The sequence below is a fragment of the Bacillus sp. F19 genome, from assembly GCA_023823795.1.
Lineage (GTDB): Bacteria > Bacillota > Bacilli > Bacillales > Bacillaceae > Bacillus_P.
In genome coordinates this window covers 4,861,186-4,882,885 of sequence record CP085710.1, presented here as the reverse complement: position 1 = coordinate 4,882,885, position 21,700 = coordinate 4,861,186, and the positions used below count along the sequence as shown (strand labels likewise).

The window sequence follows — 21,700 nt, the reverse complement described above, 5'->3', positions numbered from 1 at the left end:
TTTTTTGATAGTAACCCATCATGGAACTCTTGAAGGGAGTGAAACCGGGCAATGTTAACGTCAAATCTAGTAGTTGGTGCAGGCTTATCTTTAAATACTGGAGACATTGTATTCCAGCTGGTCATTTTCTTAATCTTACTTGCATTGCTGAGAAAATATGCTCTTGGACCTGTTATGAATATGATGAAACAGCGCGAAGAGCACATTGCATCTGAAATCAGTGCGTCTGAAGCTAAACACGCGGAAGCTAAGAAGCTTGCTGAAGAGCAGCGTGAACTATTAAAGCAGGCTAGAATTGAATCACAGGGATTAGTTGAAAGTGCGAAGAAGCTTGGTGAAAAGCAAAAGGAAGAAATCATCCAAGTCGCTCGTTCAGAAGCAGACCGCCTGAAGCAGTCTGCATTTAAAGAAATTGCTCAGGAAAAAGAGCAAGCTGTTGCCGCTCTTCGTGAGCAAGTAGCTTCATTATCTATTTTAATTGCTACGAAGGTTATTGAAAAAGAATTAAACGAAAAAGAACAAGAGAAGCTTATCCAGGATTATATCAAAGAGGTAGGCGAAGGCCGATGAGTAAAGAAATAGTTGCAGCTCGCTATGCATTGGCTCTTTTTCAAATCGCAAAGGAAAACCGCACGATTGACAAGTTCGAAGAGGAATTGCTTGTTATCCAGAAGGTAACGAAAGAAAATCCTGAATTATTAAACGTGCTTACACATCCAAAAGTGCTTCTAGAAAAGAAAAAATCCATGATGAGTGAAGCGTTTGCTTCTTTATCTCAACCTGTTTTAAGTACAATTTTACTCTTGATTGAACGTCAAAGAATCAATGTGATTCCTGAGCTTGCTGATCATTTTGTGAAGCTTGCAAATGACGAACGCGGCACAGAAGACGCCATTGTCTATTCTGTCAGACTGCTGGATCAAGATGAATTAACAGCGCTGTCTGATACGTTTGCCAAAAAAATCGGCAAAACATCTCTTCGTTTAAGAAATGTTATTGATCAGAATCTGATCGGCGGAGTGAAGCTTCGTATCGGCAATCGCATTTATAATGGAAGTATAAGCGGAAAGCTTGAACGTATAGAGCGACAACTTGTTGCAAAAAGATCGTAGATAGGGGTGAAACTCATGAGCATCAAAGCAGAAGAAATTAGTGCACTGATTAAAAAGCAAATCGAAAGCTATCAGTCTGATATCAAAGTTAGTGATGTAGGTACAGTTATCCAGATTGGTGACGGTATCGCCCGTGCTCATGGCCTCGACAATGTCATGGCTGGAGAGCTTGTTGAATTTTCAAACGGCGTAATGGGTATGGCTCAAAACCTTGAGTCAAACAACGTAGGTATCATTATCCTTGGACCTTACTCTGATATCCGTGAAGGTGACGAAGTTCGCCGTACTGGACGCATCATGGAGGTTCCGGTTGGTGAAGCGTTAATCGGACGCGTCGTAAACTCTCTAGGACAGCCTGTTGATGGCCTTGGTCCAATCGAAACAACACATACTCGCCCAATTGAGAGCCCGGCTCCAGGCGTTATGGATCGTAAATCTGTTCATGAACCATTACAAACTGGAATTAAAGCGATTGACTCTCTAATTCCAATTGGCCGCGGCCAGCGTGAGTTAATTATCGGTGACCGTCAAACAGGTAAAACATCTGTTGCCATCGATACAATCCTAAACCAAAAGAACGAAGATATGATCTGTATTTACGTTGCAATCGGACAAAAAGAATCTACTGTCCGCGGCGTAGTTGAAACTCTTCGCAAAAATGGCGCATTAGACTACACAATCGTTGTTACAGCATCTGCTTCACAGCCGGCACCGCTATTATTCTTAGCTCCTTATACTGGTGTTACTATGGGTGAGCATTTCATGTACAACGGCAAGCACGTTTTGGTTGTTTATGATGATTTAACAAAACAAGCATCTGCTTACCGTGAACTTTCATTATTATTACGCCGTCCTCCAGGCCGCGAAGCATATCCTGGTGACGTATTCTACTTGCATTCACGCCTTCTTGAGCGCGCTGCAAAGCTTAGTGATGCAAAAGGCGCTGGTTCATTAACAGCTCTTCCATTCATTGAGACACAAGCTGGAGATGTATCTGCATACATTCCAACAAACGTAATTTCCATCACTGATGGACAAATCTTCTTGCAGTCTGACTTATTCTTCTCAGGTGTACGTCCAGCGGTTAACGCCGGTCTATCTGTATCCCGTGTTGGAGGATCTGCACAGATCAAAGCAATGAAAAAAGTATCAGGTACACTGCGTCTTGACCTTGCTTCTTACCGTGAGCTAGAAGCATTTGCTCAATTCGGATCTGACCTTGATAAAGCAACTCAAGCGAAATTAAACCGCGGAGCACGTACGGTTGAAGTTTTGAAACAAGGCTTGAACAAACCTCTTGCAGTTGAAAAGCAAGTTGCGATTCTTTACGCTTTAACTCGCGGATTCCTTGATGATATCCCAGTTGAAGATATTAAACGCTTTGAAGAAGAGTACTATGTATTCTTAGATCAAAACCATAAAGCATTGCTTGATCATATTCGAACAACTGGCGGACTTCCTGAAGACAACGACTTCAATGCTGCTATTGCTGCATTCAAAAAAACATTCGCGATTACTGAATAATGAGGTGAAGTATGAAGGCCGGCCTTCATACTTCATCTTAAGATAATGAATCAGGTTGATTTTTATAAAAAGGTGGTGAGAACCTTTGGCATCATTACGCGACATTAAATCAAGAATCACCTCAACGAAGAAAACAAGCCAGATTACTAAGGCAATGGAGATGGTTTCAGCCGCAAAGCTGAACCGCGCCGAAAACAACGCAAAAGCGTTTGTGCCTTATATGGATAAGATACAAGAGGTGGTTGCAAACATAGCTTTAGGCAGTACGGGTGTGTCTCATCCAATGCTTGTCAGCCGTCCCGTTAAGAAAACAGCGTATCTTGTGATCACGTCTGACCGGGGATTAGCTGGTGCCCTTAACAGTAACGTTTTGCGTGCCGTATACCAGGCAATGCAAAAGCGCCACATGTCGAAAGATGAGTACGCTGTAATTGCAATCGGTAAGATTGGACGTGAATTCTTCAAGAAGCGCGGTGTTCAAATCGCTCTTGAAGTGACTGGTATTGCAGATGACACATCATTTGCTGAGATTAAAGATATTGCAACAAACACAGTTAATATGTTCAATGATGGAACATTTGACGAAATCTACGTGTATTACAATCATTTCGCAAGTGTTATTCAGCAGGACGTAACAGAAACGAAGCTTCTTCCTCTTTCTGATCTAGCTGGCTCTACTAAGAAAACATCTTACGAATTTGAGCCTTCTGAGGAAGAGATTTTAGAAGTGTTATTACCACAATATGCTGAAAGTCTCATCTACGGAGCACTTTTAGACAGTAAAGCTTCTGAGCATGCTGCGCGTATGTCAGCGATGAAAAATGCGACAGACAATGCGAAAGAACTTATCAACAGTCTTACTCTTTCATATAACCGTGCACGTCAGGCTGCGATTACACAGGAAATTACGGAAATCGTCGGCGGAGCTGCGGCACTAGAATAGACAAACAGGCCCAATATATGGGTTCCATAGACAGAAATGTTCTGCACTAGCAAGTTAGGAGGGAAAACGATGAATAAAGGACGCGTTACTCAAGTTATGGGTCCGGTTGTTGACGTAAAGTTCCAAAGCGGTCAGCTTCCTGAAATCTATAACGCCCTTAAAGTTACATTCAAAGGACGAAGCGAAAATGAAGCAGCGTCAGAATTAACATTAGAAGTTGCCCTTCACCTAGGTGACGACACGGTTCGTACCGTAGCGATGGCATCAACAGATGGCCTTGTTCGCGGAAGTGAAGTTTTAGATACAGGTGCTCCAATCTCAGTTCCAGTTGGAGATGTTACACTAGGCCGTGTATTTAACGTATTAGGTGATAACATTGATTTGGATGAAGCAATTCCTGCTGGATCTCGTCGTGATCCAATTCACAGACTAGCACCTAAATTCGATCAGCTTTCTACTGAGGTAGAAATTCTTGAAACGGGAATCAAAGTAGTAGACCTTCTTGCACCTTACATCAAAGGCGGAAAAATCGGTCTTTTCGGTGGTGCGGGAGTTGGTAAAACCGTACTTATCCAAGAACTTATCAACAACATCGCTCAAGAGCATGGCGGTATCTCTGTATTCGCTGGTGTTGGAGAGCGTACTCGTGAAGGAAATGACCTTTACCATGAGATGACTGATTCTGGTGTTATCAAGAAAACAGCGATGGTTTTCGGTCAAATGAATGAGCCGCCTGGAGCACGTATGCGTGTAGCTCTTACAGGTCTTACAATGGCTGAATACTTCCGTGATGATCAAGGACAAGACGTTCTTTTCTTCATGGATAACATTTTCCGTTTCACTCAAGCAGGTTCAGAGGTATCTGCCCTTCTTGGCCGTATGCCATCTGCCGTTGGTTACCAGCCGACACTTGCTACTGAAATGGGTCAATTGCAAGAGCGCATCACGTCTACAAACGTTGGTTCTGTAACGTCGATTCAAGCAATCTACGTTCCTGCCGATGACTATACGGATCCGGCTCCTGCAACAACTTTCGCTCACTTGGATGCAACAACAAACCTTGAGCGTAAACTTTCTGAAATGGGTATTTACCCAGCGGTGGATCCACTTGCTTCAACATCTCGTGCATTATCTCCTGAAATCGTTGGAGAAGAGCACTATTCTGTTGCACGTCAAGTACAGCAAACACTGCAGCGTTACAAAGAATTACAAGATATCATTGCGATCCTTGGTATGGATGAGCTTAATGACGAAGATAAATTAGTCGTGTCCCGTGCACGTCGTATTCAATTCTTCTTATCCCAAAACTTCCACGTAGCTGAGCAGTTTACTGGTCAAGCAGGTTCTTACGTTCCTGTTAAAGAAACAGTTCGCGGCTTCAAGGAAATTCTTGAAGGCAAATACGATCATCTTCCAGAAGATGCATTCCGTCTTGTGGGACGCATTGAAGATGTTATCGAAAGTGCGAAGAACATGGGTGTAGAAGTATAATTTTGGGACGCAGGAGGGTATAGAGTATGAAGACAGTACAAGTCAATGTCGTTACTCCCGATGGCCCAGTTTACGATGCAGACGTCGAAATGGTAAGCGTAAAGGCTCAAAGCGGTGAGCTCGGAATCTTGCCAGGTCATATTCCGTTGGTTGCTCCTTTGCAAATCGGAGCAGTTCGGTTGAAAACAGGAAAATCCACGGAACTCGTGGCTGTTAGCGGCGGCTTTTTAGAAGTACGGCCTGACAAAGTCACAATCTTGGCACAAGCTGCTGAGACTGTAGAAGATATTGATTTAACTCGTGCACAATCTGCGAAGGAACGCGCTGAACAGCGTCTGAACAAAAGTACAGACGACATCGATTTCAAGCGTGCCGAACTTGCTTTGCGCCGAGCAATGAATCGAATTAACGTATCACAGAATAAAATCTAAGAATGAAATCCCTGGGATATTGGTTCCTGGGGGTTTTTTTGTTTGCAGCAGAATGAGTGGCGAAATAATGGTTTTGGGGAGAAGAACATTCTTAATTTAATTTACACAGGAATATGGACTCCGAGCACACCGAAAAAAGTGCAACAAACCCAGTTATGCTGCAACAAAAAATGTCGAGCACCTAAAAAAGTGCAGCAAACTAAATATATTCCACAACAAAAAAGGTCGAACACGAAAAAAATTGTTTCAAACCAAGCATATAAAAAAGGATCCTGCAGCTTGCCTTTGAAGTCGGCTACAACGATCCGAACTACTTTAGCCGTGTGTTCAAAAAAGTCTGCAAGAAGTCTCCAAGTCAGTATAAGGATTCACTATTTGGTATTGGACTCCATGTAAAAAAAATGATGCTTTTAATGGAAGTTTCTTCTGAACGAAACTTCCCTTTTTTTTGTTAAACTAGAAGAGGGCAGTTCCCGGGAATTCAATGGAGTAGGAGTTAACAAATATGAAAAAGTTTATAACGGCAGTTTTAGGTCTTCTGATCATAGCAAGTATTGTATTTGTCATAAGTATGCAGCCAGAAAAGGAAGAGAGAGAACCTGAAAAACAAGCAGCATCTCAGGAAAAAGAAGAACCATTAGCGAATGCTAAAGAGTATTTAGAAGATCCTGATGGATATATGGAAAAGTTAAATGAAAAATATGAACCTGAGCATGAAGATGATCATCATGCTGAAGATAAACCTGATGAATATTATGAAAATCAGAAAAATGATTTACTGAAAATGGATAAAATCATTCTTTCAAATGAAAATTACATCTCAATATTGGATGTTCTAGATAGGTTTCCAAAAGAGTTTGCAGGAAAACAAATTGAAATGACTGGGTTTGTATTCCGCGAAAAAGACTTTTCAGAAACGCAATTTGTTATTGCCAGAAAAGGAGATCCTTGCTGTACGGATGAGCATGATGGCTTATATGGTCTTCTTTCTGAGATGGAAAATGGAAAAGCTCTTCACGATAAACAGTGGGTTAACGTCTCAGGAGAGTTAAGTACAAGTATGTATTCCGGAGCTGAGGTACCTTATCTGCTAATTAAAAAGTCATCAAAAATAAAACCTCCGGCACAGCCCTATGTCTATGAGGAAAAAGATGAAGACACCCATTCTGATTGAAGAAGAAACGTCTTTAATTTGTCTGTAAAAATCGGAAAAACGGCTGAAAAAAGTTCAATTATGGCGGATAACTCTTTGAAGCATCCGAGCCCTTGTTATGGCAAGTCTTGATAATGGCATGAGCATCATGAATATCGATGCCTACTGGCAGCTGATTGTAAAAGGAAGCATTCTGGTCCTAGCTGTGTGGTTTGATATATACAGCCGCAAAAAGAAGAAAAGATAGCTTTTGACGCTTGCACTTTTGTGCGGCGTTTTATTCTTTAAGTTTCTATGTTTTGCAAAAGAAAGAAGCGGGTAATTAAAAGTAAGAAACAAATTCAATACGAAAGGAGCAACTTGTATGAGACAGAAAACATTAATTTCAGGAATTGCCTTATCAACAGTCGGAGTCGGAGTGACATCCTATTTATTAAAGGATAAATCAAACCGTCAAAAGGTAACAGGATTCGTTCAGAGCGCCAAAAACAAGATTCCCTGCTTTGCGCGCAAAAACACAGATTCATTTCCTGTTGAAAAAGCGGGTCATCCAGATCCTCACGACGTTGAAGATAATAAAATGGTCTCAGAGGGCTCCATGTATCCCGTTCAATACTATGATGAAAAGAAGAAATAAATAGAGCAGCATTGCCTGATGGCGGTGCTGTTTTTTTGTTTGCTGAAAATCGACTTCTTTCGATAAGCTTTTAGCTGCAAGTTCAAGCTCATCTACTGCTTTTAAACACATTTTATAAAAACGGACCGCTTTCTCTTCACCTATTTTTTTGATGAATTCATGCAGCATCGTATCATTTGAAAACTGCAGGAGCCCTGTATTTGCAATTGAACTGCCGCTGCCGACGGTTCTTTTTTCCACTGCTATTGTATTTAAATCATACCTTGAAAGGGTGTGAGCACACAAACCACCAGACATTCCCCCTCCAACGATGAGGACATCGCATGTTATTGTATCTTGCAGCTCAGGATATGCCTGAACATGGCTGACCGTTTGAGGCCAATATAGAGAACCGTTATGAAGCTTCATTCGTTTTCCTCCTTAGGATATAACAGGCATATTCCCTCTTTTATCCAAAGAAAAAACCTCTCTAATAAAAAATACTCCAAAAAATGAAAAGGAAATCAGGTGTTTGAAAAGGAAGTTACTATAAGTAAAAAAACTTTCGGGAGGGAAAAAAATGATTTCAGTCGCCATGCTGAGCAAATGGCACGTTCATGCCGTTGATTATGAAAGAGATATACATAACAGTTCTAAATTGAACATTACGCATATATGGGATGAGGACAAAGAAAGAGGGCAGCAGTGGGCAAATGAACTGAATGTTTCATTTGAACCTGAGCTTGAGAAGGTTCTAAGCAATCCTGCTATTGAAGGGGTGGTTGTTGACACGCCGACTAACATGCACAAGGAAGTCATCATAAAAGCAGCGCAGCATGGAAAGCATATTTTTACAGAAAAAGTACTGGCGTTAACAACAGCGGATTGCAAAGAAATCTTTGAAGCCGTCCGGAAAGCGGGAGTTTCTCTTGTGGTCTCAATGCCCAGGCTGAGCACAAACTATTACCTGTATGCTGAAAAAGCACTGAAGGATGGCTTGATTGGAGAACTCAAAATGGCAAGATGCCGAGTCGCTCATAACGGTTCAGTGCCTTCAGCGGAAAACCCTGAAGGATGGCTGCCGGCGCACTTCTACAATGCTGAGCAATGCGGCGGAGGGGCTCTCATAGATCTAGGCGCTCATCCGATCTATTTGCTCAACCGCCTTGCAGGAAAACCTAAAGAAGTATCCGCTCATTTTGATTGCGTTTATTCAAAAGAAGTTGAAGATCAGGCTTCTGTCCTCATTTCCTATGAGAACAGTGTAACTGGCGTGCTCGAAACCTCGTTTGTTTCACATGGAAGCCCGTTTTATCTCGAATTATACGGAACAGAAGGATGCCTGCTGATTCAGGATGGAAAAGTGGAGCTTAGAAATGGCGAAGGTACTCATGTGATTGAACAGCTGCCAAAAGAGCTTCCGATTCCAATGGAACAATGGGCGGATGCCATCCAGTCTGGTAAAACCCCATCTATTTCGAATGAGGATGCCCTGCTGTTAACGGCAGTGAACGAAGCAGCGATTCAGTCAAATACTGAAAAGCGGAGAATAACGATCAGCGTATAAATTTGGCTGACTTATTCACCCGTTAAATTAATAGTACGAGGTTGACAAAATGTTAACCTCAAACTAAAAGAAGAGGAATGAGGATGTCATATGAAAAAATCAGTAGCAGGATTTTCATTAGCAGGCGCATTATTCCCCGATTGAATCAGGGAAGAGCCAAACGGGCTGGATGGTTGTGATGCAGAACACCTCCGATTTAACGAATGTCGATCAAGAATATAGGCTGCTGTTTACTTTGCTTGCTGGGTTTGCTGACCTCATCCTTAAAGAGACCTCTGATCAAGGAAACACATTTTCAATTGTTTGGAACAAATAAGGAAGTGAGGGAGCCATCATTTTTCATGGCTCTTTTTTCTGCCAATAAATTCAAAAATAATGAAAAATATCCATCATCTTAAATAGATTAAATATTCATAATCATATAAAATAAAAGGAACCAAACAAAAAATTTGTTTGGTCCCATTTACATCGCTTTTCTCTCATATCGCTTATACAATTGATGCATTTTCTGTCCGGAAGCGTCTTTTGCAGTCATGTAGTGATATTCAAAAAGGTTAGAAAAATAAGTCGCCCTGCGTCCGCACTGCATAGGCGCCTTCAGTAAACGAATATTCTTTGACGATCCATGAAGCACCATCCAAGTGTATCGTGACGACTTCACCAAAGTAAATGCTCATGCATACTTCCAAGTCCCCAATGGACAGCAGAAAGTCACGAAACTTATTTTCCTGAAAAAATGAAAAGTACACTTCTTTTAGTTTAATTAAACTTTTTACAGAATAGTTTAATGTTAAGCCGAGTTCTGCATATATATCTTCTAATAGAGACAAGTTCTCTTTCCGTTGATCATAGTAATGCACTTTGGCCAATTCTTCATTTTCAATGCCAGGCAAATTCCTGCCATAATCTGTTTCAATTTGATGATTATAAGATTCTAGCATTCTGTCACCTCGCGTCTTTTGTTCATAGCATCCTGATGACTTTAATAGAGCAGCTTACATTAAAGCTACAAAGGAGGTGGATTTTGGATATGTAAATTAAGATCGGCTACGCCAGTAAAGGCAAAAAAGCGCCTTTTCTGTCGGATCCTTATCTGCCATGCCTGAGCTAAACGGGCGGTTCCGCATTTCGTGGTGTCCAGCTTCACCTCCTAACCCCTCGGTCAGAACAAATTCCCCGAAAAAGTCAAAACCGGACTTTTCCGGTGAATTCTTATCTGCCGTGCCTGGGTTAAACAGTCGGTTCCGCATTTCGTGGTGTCCAGCTCCACCGCCCAACTCCTCGGCCAGAACGGCTCCGCCAGTAAAAGCAAAATCGGCTTTTTCTGTCGGATCCTTATCTGTCTGTCGGAGCTAAACGGGCGGTTCCGCATTTCGGATTATATACACGAATTGGATAATGATGTTATAATGTTAGCGGTTACATTTATAATATTTTGAGTATTCTACTACTTTTAATATAACGGGGGAAATGGATGGAATCACTAAACGTATACTTGAATAATTACTTAATCGTTGTCGTTTTCCTGCTCCTTGGCATTTTGCTTCCTGTTGTCGCTCTCGGAATAGGCCGGATTTTGAGGCCGAACGCACCGAGCGAGGCAAAAGCAACCACATACGAAAGCGGAATTGATCCCTACCATGATTCACGCGTGCAGTTTAATGTCCGCTATTATATGTTTGGTCTCCTGTTTGTCATTTTTGACGTTGAAACCGTGTTTTTATATCCGTGGGCAGTCGCATATGAGAAGTTAGGCGTGTTTGCCCTCATTGAAATGCTCATTTTTGTCATCATGCTCGTCATCGGGCTAGTCTACGCATGGAAGAAGAAGGTGCTGAAATGGACTTAAATGGAACGAATATTCCTCAGGATGAAATGGAAGAACTGAAGCGCAGCGTCTTTTTAACAACGCTTGAAGAGCTGAAGGGCTGGGCGAGAAGCAATTCCCTGTGGCCGCTGACTTTCGGGCTTGCCTGCTGTGCAATTGAAATGATGGGTGTCGGTTCGTCCCACTACGATTTGGACCGCTTCGGATCCTTTTTCCGGACATCACCCCGCCAGTCCGATGTCATGATCGTCTCTGGAACAGTGACGAAAAAAATGGCTCCGGTTCTAAAGCGCCTCTACGATCAAATGCCTGAACCGAAATGGGTCATTGCCATGGGCTCTTGTGCAACAGCAGGAGGTCCCTATATTAAATCCTACGCAGTTGTAAAAGGAGTCGACCAGATCGTGCCGGTTGATGTGTACATTCCTGGATGTCCTCCTAATCCTGCCGCTCTTATCTACGGAATTAACAAGCTGAAAGAAAAAATCCGTTATGAGGCGAAAACAGGGAGTGAAATAATCCATGAGCGATGAGAAAGACATCCAGCAGCTAAAACGTGAAGCCGCTCAAAAAGCAAAGGAAGCTGCCCTGAAAAAGCTGGCTGAAAAGCAGGCAAATCAAGAAAACATACCTACAGACAGCACAGGGATTGCGAAACAGAAGGCGGCAGCTGCTGCAAAAGCAAAGGCCGCGGCACTTGCGAAACAAAAAGCGCAGGAAGCTAAAGCGAATGAAACGATAGATGACGCTAACCTCGCGAAGCAAAAAGCAGCAGCTGCTGCAAAAGCGAAAGCCGCTGCACTTGCAAAGCAAAAGGCAAAGGAAACAGCTGAACCGGCAGATGAGACAGCTCTCGCGAAACAGAAAGCGGCAGCAGCCGCAAAAGCGAAAGCCGCCGCACTTGCAAAACAGAAAGCGAAGCAAGCGGAGGGGGCCGGCAGCGAATCAGCAGATGACCTGGCACTTGCGAAACAAAAAGCAGTTGCAGCCGCAAAAGCAAAAGCCGCCGCACTGGCAAAACAGAAAGCCAGGCAAGCAGAAGAGGGGGCCGGCAATGAATCAGCAGATGGCCTGGCACTTGCGAAACAAAAAGCAGTCGCAGCTGCAAAAGCAAAGGCGGCAGCCCTCGCGAAGCAAAAAGCAAAATCAGAAGGTGCCCCGGCAGATGAGTTAGCCAAGCAAAAAGCAGCAGCTGTCGCAAAGGCAAAAGCCGCAGCAGCCGCGAAAGCGAAGGCTTCCCGTGAAAATCTTTCAGATGACGAATTGGCTAAAGAAAAGGCAAAGGCCATCGCAGCCGCAAAAGCAAAAGCAGCTGCTGTAGCGAAAGCGAAGAAACTTACTCCAGAAGAGCAGCCTCAACAAGAAGAACCTTCACCAAATGAGCCCACTTTAAAGAAGTATGTAAAAGTAATTGAGGAGCAGCTCGGCAAAGAGGTTTTGGAAGAATCCTATATTAATAGGCTGTCTAAAGATGCTCCGACACTTATTGCAAAGAAAGAATCCTATTTTACCATCGCCAAGTTTTTAAAAGAACAGGAAGAATTGGCATTTGATTACGTCTCTGAACTGCATGGCACTGATTTTGAAACACATATGGAAATGTACGTTTATCTTTTTTCCTACGTCCATCGCCATACAGTTGTGCTGAAAGTAAAGCTTGACCGCGACAAGCCTGAAATTGATTCCCTTGAACCGCTTTGGAAAGGAGCGGACTGGCCTGAGCGCGAAGCATTTGATTTGCTTGGCATTCATTTTACCGGCCACCCGAACCTGACAAGAATTATGATGCCGGATGATTGGGTTGGCCATCCTCTTCGCAAAGATTATGAACCCTATGATGTGGAGGTGTAGCTTTTGATACGGACAGAAGAAATGCTCCTGAATGTCGGACCGCAGCATCCAAGCACACATGGCGTGTTCCGGCTGGTGATCAAGATTGACGGAGAAATCATTAAAGAAGCTACGCCGGTTATCGGCTATTTACATAGAGGCACCGAAAAGCTTGCAGAAAACCTTCAATACACACAAATCATTCCTTATACAGACCGCATGGACTATCTTTCTGCCATGACGAACAATTATGTCATCTGTCATGCTGTGGAAACGATGACAGGCATTCAGGTGCCGGAGCGGGGCGAGTATTTAAGGGTGATTGCGATGGAGCTTGGAAGAGTTGCAAGCCATCTCGTCTGGTGGGGCACTTATTTGCTTGATATTGGAGCAGTAAGTCCATTTTTATATGCCTTCCGCGAGCGGGAAATGATCATTAATTTGCTGACGGAGCTTTCAGGAGCGAGGCTTACCTTCAATTACATGAGGGTCGGCGGTGTGAAGTGGGATGCGCCTGAGGGCTGGATTGAAAAGGTTGCAGATTTCATTCCTTATATGAGAGAGCAGCTGAAGGGCTATCATGATCTCGTGTCAGGAAATGAAATCTTCTTAAATCGTGTAAAAGGGGTCGGCATTTACACTAAAGAAGAGGCGCTTGCTTACTCCTTAAGCGGGGCAAATCTGCGCTGTACTGGAGTAAAATGGGACCTTCGCAAGGATGAACCATACTCGATTTACGACCGGTTTGATTTTGACGTGCCAGTTCGGACAAAAGGCGATGCTTTCGCACGTTACGAATGCCGAATGGAAGAGATTGAGGAATCCCTGAAAATACTAGAGCAGGCTGTTGAACAATTCCCGGCTGAGGGACCGATCATCGCAAAAGTGCCGAAAATCATTAAAGCACCTAAAGGAGAGGCATATGTACGGATTGAATCTCCACGCGGTGAAATCGGCTGCTACATTGCAAGTGAAGGAAAAAAAGAGCCATACCGTCTGAAGTTCAGGCGTCCTTCCTTTTACAATCTGCAGATCCTGCCAAAGCTTTTGGAAGGAGAAAATATGGCAAACCTCATTACCATTCTAGGTGCCATTGACATTGTCCTTGGGGAGGTGGACGGATAATGGTGGAAGGCTTGCTTCAATCATCACCGGGCATAGGCAACTTTGCGATATTCTTTGGGCTTGCAACAGCTTTCCTGTTTGTCGTCCTTGGTTTCGTCACCTACGGGATTCTGGCAGAGCGCAAAGTTATGGGATTTATGCAGGGACGGATCGGCCCTAACCAGGTAGGGGGCAAATGGGGTCTGCTGCAGACGGTGGCAGATGTTTTAAAGCTTCTGATAAAAGAAGACACAATTCCGAAGCTTGCTGACAGGCCGCTGTTTATTCTTGCTCCTGTCATCGCTTTTGCTCCGGCGTTTATCGTTCTATCAACGATTCCGTTTACTGACGCCTTCCAGTTTGCAGATTTAGGTGTCGGCCTGCTTTTTTACATCGCCATATCGGGTTTAACGACGATTGGCATTGTAACAGGAGGCTGGGCTTCGAATAACAAATACTCTCTGCTCGGCGGGATGCGCGCAGCGGCGCAAATGATTTCCTATGAAATCCCTCTTGTCATGTCGGTCATCGGGGTTGTCCTGTTATCCGGGAGCCTGAACTTAAATACGATTGTAGATGCACAAGAGGATGTCTGGTTTATTTTCCTTCAGCCGATCGGGTTTCTCATTTTCCTGATTGCATCGGTGGCAGAGTTAAACAGGACCCCGTTTGACTTGCCAGAAGCGGAATCAGAGCTTGTTGCCGGATATCATGTCGAGTACTCCGGCTTCCGCTGGGCATTCTTCATGCTGTCGGAATATGTGTATTTTTTCGCAATGGCGTCCTTAACAACTGTTTTATTTTTAGGCGGCTGGAATCCGGTTGCATTTCTTGATTTCATTCCTGGTGCAATCTGGTTCGGCCTCAAATTCAGTGTGGTCATCTTCACGCTCATCTGGTTCCGTGTCACATTCCCGCGGATCCGCGCCGATCAGCTGATGGAATTCGGATGGAAAGTGCTGCTCCCGGTCGCACTCGCGAATATTTTCATAACGGCGATTGTGAAAGAGATTTTCTTCAAATAGGAGTCAGCTGGAAAATAGAAAGTAAATTCGTCATTTCGGCAAATAAATCAAGGATTTTGGCTAGTAAAAGAGGCATTCCGGCAAGTATTTAGGCGAAATTGGCGAGTAAACTGCGGAATCTTAGTCAAACCCCAATTCAGAGTGAATCTTAAAGATAAATACCCAAAACCGTCTTCGAATTTTATCCGCTGATTTAGGAGGCGGCTGGAAAATAGAAAGTAAATCCAAAAATCGGCAAGTAAATCCCGGATTTTGGCTAGTAAAAGAAGCATTCTGGACAGTATTCAGCCTTAATCGGCAAGTAAAAGCAGGAAACACCCGCCGCAGCCCGGTCTAAAGCCGGCACAGCGGCAGGATCCTCACAAAATCAAGGGGTGAGAGCATGCGAGGCTTAGCAAAAGGTTTAACGTATACCCTGAACAACTTGACGAAGAAAAAAGTGACGTATGATTACCCGAACGATGCACTTGCGCTGCCTGACAGGTTCCGCGGCATTCAGAAGTTTTATCCGGAGAAGTGCATTGTCTGCAATCAGTGCGCGAATATTTGTCCGACGGATTGCATTGAACTGACAGGGAAGAAGCATCCGGATCCGGCGAAAAAAGGGAAAATCATTGATACGTATGATATCAACTTTGAAATTTGCATTTTATGCGATCTCTGCACAGAGGTTTGCCCGACAGAAGCAATCGTAATGACGAATAACTTTGAGCTTGCGGAGTACAGCCGCGATCAGCTTTTTAAAAATCTTGAGTGGCTGGATGAAAATGATGAGAACATCAGGGAGGAGAATAAGGTGTGAGTATAACCGGAGAGTATGTAGCCTTTGTCGGACTCGCAATGGTGGCAATCGGGGGCGGCATTCTCATGCTGAATGTGACAAAAGTGGTTCATATGGTCGTATCGCTGGTGTTCACATTCGTGAGTATTGCCGGTTTATATATTCTTCTCTCCGCGGAATTTGTCGCAGCTGTCCAAATCTTAATCTACTCGGGTGCGATTACAATCATCATGCTGTTTGGCATTATGCTCACGCGTCATGAGGACGAGGAGCAGTCCGCAGCGGGCACCGGAAGAAAGCTTATTACATTTCTCGGAATCGCTGCATTTGCGCTTGTTATGTATCTTGGTATCTATGATCTCAAGCTTGGGGAGCCGACTGCCAATCTGCATGTGAAAAATACGGAACAAATCGGAATCTCCCTTTATTCACATTTTGTCATTCCGTTTGAGCTAACATCCGTTCTATTGCTTGTCGCATTGGTCGGAGCCATTATTCTGGCGAAAAAAGACGAGAATGAGGAGGACAAAAAATGAGCTCGATTCCATTATCCGCCTTTCTTGTTCTCGCGCTGATTCTTTTTTGCATCGGTCTATACGGAGCCCTAACGAAACGAAATACGGTCATCGTCCTTATTTCGATCGAGCTTATGCTGAATGCTGCCAACATTAATCTGGTTGCCTTCAGCAAATACGGCGTCGTTCCGGATATTACCGGACAGGTTTTTTCTCTTTTTACGATCACGATCGCAGCAGCAGAGGCAGCCGTGGGACTTGCCATCCTATTTGCCCTGTACCGTAACCGGAGATCCGTCAATATTGATGACTATAACTCTATGAAGCACTAAAACCTCTAAACGAGAAGGGGATTGAATACAATGATGCCATATGCCTGGATGATCCCGCTGTTCCCGCTTGTCTCATTCCTCGTGCTGCTTCTGTTCGGCAAACGCCTGAGGGAGGGCAGTGCCTTTGTAGGAAGCACTCTTATGATTCTTGCATTTGCGGGTTCGCTAGCTGTATTGTTTGAGCGGTTTACACAACCCACCTTTAAAGCGGAAACCGTGTGGCTCACAATTGGGGATTTTGAACTGACAGCAGGCTTTGAAATCAACCAATTAAATGCCTTAATGCTTGTGATTGTTTCGCTTGTAAGCTTAGCTGTACATATTTATTCAAAAGGATATATGCATGGAGACGAACGCTTTCCCGTTTTTTATGCGTATCTCGGTTTATTTACCTTCAGCATGCTCGGACTTGTCATGACGACAAACCTGCTTCAGCTCTATATCTTCTGGGAACTGGTCGGAGTCGGATCATTCTTATTGATCGGTTTCTATTTTTATAAAGAAGAAGCAAAGGCAGCTGCAAAAAAAGCCTTTATTATGACCCGTATCGGGGACGTTGGTCTGTTCATCGGCATGCTCCTCCTCTTTTGGCAGGCTGGCAGCTTCGAATATGACCAGATTTTTGCAAGTGTCGCAGATGGAAAGGTATCACTTGATATGATTACCATGATCAGCCTCTTAATCTTCATCGGGGCGATTGGAAAATCAGGTCAGTTTCCGCTCCATTCCTGGCTGCCGGATGCGATGGAAGGTCCGACGCCTGTTTCCGCCCTCATTCATGCGGCGACAATGGTAGCGGCCGGTGTTTATTTAGTAGCTCTCATGTATCCGCTATTTGCCGCAAGTGAAACGGCCCTTCTAATTGTCGCAACAATTGGAGCCTTCACGGCTATTTTCGCTGCAAGCATCGGGCTTGTGCAAAAAGATATCAAACGCGTGCTTGCGTATTCTACTGTCAGTCAGCTTGGCTATATGATGCTTGCGCTTGGTTCCGCAGGCTATGTCGCGGGTGTTTTTCATTTAATGACACATGCCTTTTTTAAAGCCCTGCTGTTTCTCGCAGCGGGCAGTGTGATTCATGCTGTTCATACACAAAACATTGATGAGATGGGCGGCTTGTGGAAAAAGCTGAAGTTCACGGGACCGCTGTTTCTGATCGGGACGCTTGCTATAAGCGGAGTCCCGCTCTTCTCAGGATTTTTCAGTAAAGATGAAATCCTGATAGCGGCGTGGACACATGGAAATCCTGTCCTTTTCTGGCTGGCACTCATTGCCGCCTTCTTCACCGCCTTTTATATGTTCCGGCTCTTCTTTCTCGTTTTTACTGGACGTCCGAAAACAGAGCTTTCAAGTGTAAAAGAATCACCGTCCAATATGCTGATTCCAATGAGTATCCTTGCCGTGCTCGCCATTTTCTCAGGCTACAGCAACACTCCCTGGTTCGGAACATTTCTTGGTGACTGGCTGACGGAAGGTTCGCCGCAGCTTGGGCACGGACACATTGAAGGACCAATATGGATTATGTTCGCAGCAACCGCTGTCTCTCTGCTTGGCATCTTGCTTGCTTACATGATGTACAGCAAACTATCCATCTCTCCTGAAAAAATAAGATCGCGGGTGCCGATGATTCATTCAGTGCTTAAAAACAAATATTTCATTGATGAACTCTATGGAATGACGATCGTCTGGCTCACGAACACAATCAGCGTCTTCTGCAAGTACCTCGAAAAATTCCTGGTTGAGGGTGCTGTAAAAGGAGTGACAGGGATTATCCGGTCAGCCGGAGCCATCGGTTCGAAAATGCAGAACGGGCAGGTGCAGATGTATGGAACCGTTGCCTTTGTCGGACTCGCTATTTTACTTGTTCTATATGCAGTGACAGGGGGGAACTTCTTATGACATCCATTCTGCTTACGGCCCTTGTTTTCTCGCCTGTACTTGGAATCATCGTTCTTGCTTTTATGAAAAAAGACCAGGAAACATCGTTAAAACTTGTCGGGTTTCTGGCGACCTTGCCTGCCGTCCTTTTGTCTGGAATCGTGTTTGCACAATATCAGATAGGCAATGATCTCGCGCGATTTGCCGAGAAACGCGAATGGATTGCGTTTGGGCAATACCATGACAAGCAGCCTGGCTTGTTTACAGTTGATTACGAGCTTGCGCTGGACGGCTTTTCGCTGATTATGGTTCTGCTCACATCGATTCTTGCGGCTCTTTCTGCAGCGGCCTCTGTTTCTATTAAAAAGAACTGGAAAAGCTACTTTATGCTGCTGCTCCTTCTTGAAGTCGGCATGCTCGGCGTCTTCATGGCCCAGAATTTGATTCTTTTCTTCATCTTTTTTGAAATTACGCTGATTCCGATGTTCTTCCTTATTGGAAAATGGGGCTTCATGGCCCGTGAAAAAGCAGCGTATCAATTTTTGCTCTATAACGGATTTGGGTCGGCGATCTTGCTGATTGTGATCATCCTGCTCTTTTCAAAAACAGGGACAACAAATATTGCCCTGCTGAGCCAAATGCTGAATACGCCAGATGTTCAGCTGATCGGGCCAATCTCAGAGGATTTTAAGCTTGGCTTGCTGATTGCCCTCATCGCTGCATTTGGAGTGAAGCTTCCAATCTTCCCGCTGCATACGTGGATGCTGAGAGTGCATGTTCAGGCTCCGCCGCCCATTGTCATGCTTCATTCAGGTATCCTTCTGAAAATAGGGGCATTCGGTTTGATTAAATTCGGTCTTGGCTTATTCCCGGACCAATTTTCACAGCTAAGCACCATTTTAATCGTGCTTGGGCTTGTGAATCTGCTGTATGGAGCCTTCCTGGCGCTCATTCAAAATGAATTCAGAATGGTGCTTGCCTATTCGAGTATTTCACATATGGGCATCGTGCTCATCGGACTTGGTGCACTAAATGAAGCTGGTATACAGGGTGCGATCTTTCAGGTCGTTTCACACGGACTAATTTCTGCGCTGCTGTTCTTTTTAGTGGGAGTGTTAATCGAACGAACTCAAACAACTCAATTGGATCAGCTTTCAGGCTTATCGAAAGCCATGCCGCTTGCTGCAGGCTTTTTATTAGCTGGTGCAATGGCTTCGCTTGGCTTGCCGGGAATGTCCGGTTTCATCAGTGAACTGACGGCGTTCATGGGGGTCTTCGATCAGCATCCGGAGCTTGGGGCAATCGGGGCAATCGGCATCATTTTGACCGCTGCTTATCTTTTGAGGGCTGTTCTTTCGATCACCTTTGGAGCCGAAAAGAAATCAGAGCATGTGCACGTTGATATGAAGTGGTATGAGATTATCCCGGTCATCGTGCTGCTGTTTTTCATTATTTTGATTGGCGTCTATCCGAATGGACTTTCCGTTCCATTGCAGCTGACAATCGAGACCATCATGAAAGGGATAGGGGGGTGATGAACAATGGATATGGAAACCTTGCTCAGCTATAAATGGAGTGTCATGACACCGGAGTTCATCATTCTCGGGACGGCACTGCTGCTGTCAATTATTGATCTTTTTATGGATGATGGCAAAAGCCGTAAATGGCTCGGATGGATAGGTTTCGCCGGTATTGCGGCCGCCGTAATAAGTCTTGCTTTTATGATCGGTGCAAAGGACGCAGTAATTCTTTATGACACGTTTGTACTGGATTCCTTTGCAAAAGCGTTCAAATTCATTCTACTTCTTGGAGCAGCGATTGTTTTCTTGCTGGCAATCGATTTTGAACCCCAGGAAGGCTTGAAAGAGCGGGGAGAATTCTATTACTTGCTGCTCGCAGCGCTTCTAGGAGCCATGATGATGGCATCAAGCCGGGATTTAATCACCTTATTTGTCGGGCTTGAGCTGCTGTCCATTTCTTCTTATATACTTGCCGGCTTACGCAAAAAAAATCTGCAATCAAATGAATCAGCCCTGAAATATGTGATCAACGGCGGGATCTCAACGGCCATTACGTTATTCGGGATGAGCTATATCTACGGTCTGACTGGCACAACAAGCCTGACAGAAATGATTCCGCAGCTGAATGCCTTAACAGAATCAGGCTATCTCTATATCGCCGGAATCTCTTTCCTGCTCATTTTTGTCGGTTTATCCTTTAAGATCGCAACGGTTCCTTTTCACATGTGGGCACCGGATGTATACGAGGGGGCACCGACACCTGTCACAGCTTTTCTGAGTGCCGTATCAAAAACAGCCGGGTTCATTATCATCCTGAGATTATGTCTGTCTGTCTTTGGCAACATTCCGGATGAAGACGGCATGGAGTCGATACTGGTGGTCTATCAAAGCTTTATTGCCATCTTAGCTGCGATTACGATGATCGTCGGCAATACAGTCGCCCTGAGGCAGAAAAACATCAAACGCCTGCTTGCCTATTCGTCCATTGCACATGCTGGATATGTGCTTGTCGGTTTTGTATCCTTCGGCGGCTACTTTTACTTCGACGCCATCTGGTTCTATTTATTATCGTACGTCATCATGAATCTCGGCGCTTTTGCGATTGTCCAGGCAGTCGGAAGAAAAACAGGCTCAGAGGATGTCACAGCCTTTGCCGGTCTGTATCACCGTTCACCGCTTGCGGCAATCGCCGTCGCCATCTTTTTCTTATCGCTTGCAGGACTCCCTGGCACGGCGGGCTTTATCGGGAAAATAACCATCTTCATGAATGCATTTACCAACAGCACGCCGCAGATCGTTCTTGCATCCATCATGATAGCCACAACCGTTGTCTCGTACTTTTATTACTTCGGCATTCTCACACAGGTCTTTTTCAGGAAAAAAGAAACCGAGGAGCCATTTAAATGGAGTGCACCGCTTCTGATCGTGACGGTCATCTGTATGATTGCAACCGTGCTGCTTGGAATTTTCCCAGGTGCAGCATTTGATTTTCTGAACTTAAATATTTCATAAATTTGCCACTAATTTTTACAAAAAAAACATCAAAGTGCCGGCAGAATTTTATATAATGGAAGAGGTGTAAAAGCTTCTTCTTTTTTTGTTTTCGTAAAAAGTGCTATGCTTGCTATAAGAATAGCTACATATAGGAGTTGTTAAAACCTATGCTTGATTTTAATCAGCAAGCATTACTTGGCCTTTTGTCACATCTTGTATTCATTCCGGTTACATGGTGGGCACTGCAGGCGCTGCATATTGAAAAGGCCATGAAAAAAGGAAAAATCATGCAAGCGCGTGCGCTGCTGATCCTGCTCACGATCGCCATCTCAGGTGCTGTAAGCAACTTTTTTCTTGATTATTTAATATGGTCCCGCCAGCTGCCTTTTTTATTTTAACGAACTTTTCAGTCAGCAAAAGGCATCAGCTTTTGTTATTTGAACGTTTAACTAATAAAGAACAGGGGAATATGACCTACAGATTACTGCAGAACACCCTTGAGATTGTCTAACAATGACGACTTTTTCCACGTATACGCCCCTCTCAAACGGTAACA

General features: G+C 44.2%; 25 protein-coding genes and 1 pseudogene. 24 read left to right on the top strand and 2 right to left on the bottom strand.

What is annotated here, in order from left to right; all coding sequences use genetic code 11:
• Positions 1 to 51: 51 nt before the first annotated feature.
• The 10 genes and pseudogenes from atpF to LIT25_25025 all read left to right on the top strand — a co-directional run bounded on the left by atpF (position 52) and on the right by LIT25_25025 (position 7,291).
• Positions 52 to 570, top strand: coding sequence for a F0F1 ATP synthase subunit B (atpF, locus tag LIT25_25070; GenBank protein USK33732.1), 519 nt, complete (start codon positions 52 to 54; stop codon positions 568 to 570).
• Positions 567 to 1,112 carry a F0F1 ATP synthase subunit delta gene (locus LIT25_25065; protein USK33731.1) on the top strand — a complete coding sequence of 182 codons (546 nt, stop codon included), beginning with the start codon at positions 567 to 569 and terminating at the stop codon, positions 1,110 to 1,112. The genes atpF and LIT25_25065 overlap by 4 nt, the downstream gene beginning before the upstream one ends.
• Positions 1,113 to 1,127: 15 nt before the next feature.
• Positions 1,128 to 2,636: a F0F1 ATP synthase subunit alpha gene (gene atpA / locus LIT25_25060; GenBank protein ID USK33730.1), complete on the top strand. Its 1,509-nt coding sequence runs from the start codon at positions 1,128 to 1,130 to the stop codon at positions 2,634 to 2,636.
• Between the two features lie 85 nt (positions 2,637 to 2,721).
• Positions 2,722 to 3,579, top strand: coding sequence for a F0F1 ATP synthase subunit gamma (locus tag LIT25_25055; GenBank protein USK33729.1), 858 nt, complete (start codon positions 2,722 to 2,724; stop codon positions 3,577 to 3,579).
• Positions 3,580 to 3,648: 69 nt separating this feature from the next.
• On the top strand, positions 3,649 to 5,070 hold the full coding sequence (gene atpD / locus LIT25_25050) for a F0F1 ATP synthase subunit beta (GenBank protein USK33728.1): 1,422 nt from the start codon (positions 3,649 to 3,651) through the stop codon (positions 5,068 to 5,070).
• A 26-nt stretch (positions 5,071 to 5,096) separates the two neighbouring features.
• Positions 5,097 to 5,501: a F0F1 ATP synthase subunit epsilon gene (locus tag LIT25_25045; protein ID USK33727.1), complete on the top strand. Its 405-nt coding sequence runs from the start codon at positions 5,097 to 5,099 to the stop codon at positions 5,499 to 5,501.
• A gap of 269 nt (positions 5,502 to 5,770) precedes the next feature.
• Positions 5,771 to 5,956 carry an AraC family transcriptional regulator gene (locus tag LIT25_25040; protein ID USK36404.1) on the top strand — a complete coding sequence of 62 codons (186 nt, stop codon included), beginning with the start codon at positions 5,771 to 5,773 and terminating at the stop codon, positions 5,954 to 5,956.
• A 50-nt stretch (positions 5,957 to 6,006) separates the two neighbouring features.
• Complete coding sequence (locus LIT25_25035) at positions 6,007 to 6,675, top strand: TIGR03943 family protein (GenBank protein ID USK33726.1); 669 nt, start codon at positions 6,007 to 6,009, stop codon at positions 6,673 to 6,675.
• A gap of 82 nt (positions 6,676 to 6,757) precedes the next feature.
• A pseudogene (locus LIT25_25030) lies at positions 6,758 to 6,901 on the top strand (sugar ABC transporter permease).
• 117 nt (positions 6,902 to 7,018) lie between these two features.
• Entirely contained in the window at positions 7,019 to 7,291 is a 273-nt protein-coding gene (locus LIT25_25025) for a hypothetical protein (GenBank protein ID USK33725.1), read from the top strand.
• Here the strand turns inward: LIT25_25025 and LIT25_25020 are convergent.
• Complete coding sequence (locus tag LIT25_25020) at positions 7,241 to 7,699, bottom strand: FAD-binding oxidoreductase (protein ID USK33724.1); 459 nt, start codon at positions 7,697 to 7,699, stop codon at positions 7,241 to 7,243. The genes LIT25_25025 and LIT25_25020 overlap by 51 nt on opposite strands.
• A gap of 151 nt (positions 7,700 to 7,850) precedes the next feature.
• Between LIT25_25020 and LIT25_25015 the strand changes: the two genes are divergently transcribed.
• On the top strand, positions 7,851 to 8,837 hold the full coding sequence (locus tag LIT25_25015; protein USK33723.1) for a Gfo/Idh/MocA family oxidoreductase: 987 nt from the start codon (positions 7,851 to 7,853) through the stop codon (positions 8,835 to 8,837).
• Positions 8,838 to 9,015: 178 nt separating this feature from the next.
• Entirely contained in the window at positions 9,016 to 9,153 is a 138-nt protein-coding gene (locus tag LIT25_25010) for a hypothetical protein (protein ID USK33722.1), read from the top strand.
• Positions 9,154 to 9,391: 238 nt separating this feature from the next.
• Here LIT25_25010 and LIT25_25005 read toward each other — a convergent pair whose 3' ends face one another.
• A complete protein-coding gene (locus LIT25_25005) occupies positions 9,392 to 9,778 on the bottom strand; it encodes a hypothetical protein (GenBank protein ID USK33721.1) in 387 nt (128 codons plus the stop codon).
• 533 nt (positions 9,779 to 10,311) lie between these two features.
• Here LIT25_25005 and LIT25_25000 point away from each other — a divergent pair.
• The 12 genes from LIT25_25000 to LIT25_24945 all read left to right on the top strand — a co-directional run bounded on the left by LIT25_25000 (position 10,312) and on the right by LIT25_24945 (position 21,542).
• A complete protein-coding gene (locus LIT25_25000; GenBank protein ID USK33720.1) occupies positions 10,312 to 10,686 on the top strand; it encodes an NADH-quinone oxidoreductase subunit A in 375 nt (124 codons plus the stop codon).
• A complete protein-coding gene (locus LIT25_24995) occupies positions 10,677 to 11,198 on the top strand; it encodes an NADH-quinone oxidoreductase subunit B (protein USK33719.1) in 522 nt (173 codons plus the stop codon). The genes LIT25_25000 and LIT25_24995 overlap by 10 nt, the downstream gene beginning before the upstream one ends.
• The gene (locus LIT25_24990; GenBank protein USK33718.1) at positions 11,188 to 12,516 is read left to right on the top strand and encodes an NADH-quinone oxidoreductase subunit C; all 1,329 of its coding nucleotides are present in this window, start codon (positions 11,188 to 11,190) and stop codon (positions 12,514 to 12,516) included. Before LIT25_24995 ends, LIT25_24990 begins: the two co-directional genes overlap by 11 nt.
• A gap of 3 nt (positions 12,517 to 12,519) precedes the next feature.
• A complete protein-coding gene (locus LIT25_24985) occupies positions 12,520 to 13,620 on the top strand; it encodes an NADH-quinone oxidoreductase subunit D (protein ID USK33717.1) in 1,101 nt (366 codons plus the stop codon).
• The gene (gene nuoH, locus LIT25_24980) at positions 13,620 to 14,624 is read left to right on the top strand and encodes an NADH-quinone oxidoreductase subunit NuoH (GenBank protein ID USK33716.1); all 1,005 of its coding nucleotides are present in this window, start codon (positions 13,620 to 13,622) and stop codon (positions 14,622 to 14,624) included. Before LIT25_24985 ends, nuoH begins: the two co-directional genes overlap by 1 nt.
• 382 nt (positions 14,625 to 15,006) lie before the next feature.
• On the top strand, positions 15,007 to 15,426 hold the full coding sequence (nuoI, locus tag LIT25_24975) for an NADH-quinone oxidoreductase subunit NuoI (protein USK33715.1): 420 nt from the start codon (positions 15,007 to 15,009) through the stop codon (positions 15,424 to 15,426).
• 2 nt (positions 15,427 to 15,428) lie between these two features.
• Positions 15,429 to 15,941, top strand: a complete 513-nt coding sequence (locus LIT25_24970; GenBank protein USK36403.1) for an NADH-quinone oxidoreductase subunit J — start codon at positions 15,429 to 15,431, stop codon at positions 15,939 to 15,941.
• Complete coding sequence (gene nuoK / locus LIT25_24965; protein ID USK33714.1) at positions 15,938 to 16,252, top strand: NADH-quinone oxidoreductase subunit NuoK; 315 nt, start codon at positions 15,938 to 15,940, stop codon at positions 16,250 to 16,252. The genes LIT25_24970 and nuoK overlap by 4 nt, the downstream gene beginning before the upstream one ends.
• A 30-nt stretch (positions 16,253 to 16,282) precedes the next feature.
• A complete protein-coding gene (nuoL, locus tag LIT25_24960; protein USK33713.1) occupies positions 16,283 to 18,151 on the top strand; it encodes an NADH-quinone oxidoreductase subunit L in 1,869 nt (622 codons plus the stop codon).
• Positions 18,148 to 19,665, top strand: coding sequence for an NADH-quinone oxidoreductase subunit M (locus tag LIT25_24955; protein USK33712.1), 1,518 nt, complete (start codon positions 18,148 to 18,150; stop codon positions 19,663 to 19,665). Before nuoL ends, LIT25_24955 begins: the two co-directional genes overlap by 4 nt.
• A 6-nt stretch (positions 19,666 to 19,671) precedes the next feature.
• Positions 19,672 to 21,162, top strand: a complete 1,491-nt coding sequence (gene nuoN / locus LIT25_24950; protein USK33711.1) for an NADH-quinone oxidoreductase subunit NuoN — start codon at positions 19,672 to 19,674, stop codon at positions 21,160 to 21,162.
• Positions 21,163 to 21,311: 149 nt separating this feature from the next.
• On the top strand, positions 21,312 to 21,542 hold the full coding sequence (locus tag LIT25_24945; protein USK33710.1) for a DUF1146 family protein: 231 nt from the start codon (positions 21,312 to 21,314) through the stop codon (positions 21,540 to 21,542).
• Positions 21,543 to 21,700 lie beyond the last annotated feature (158 nt).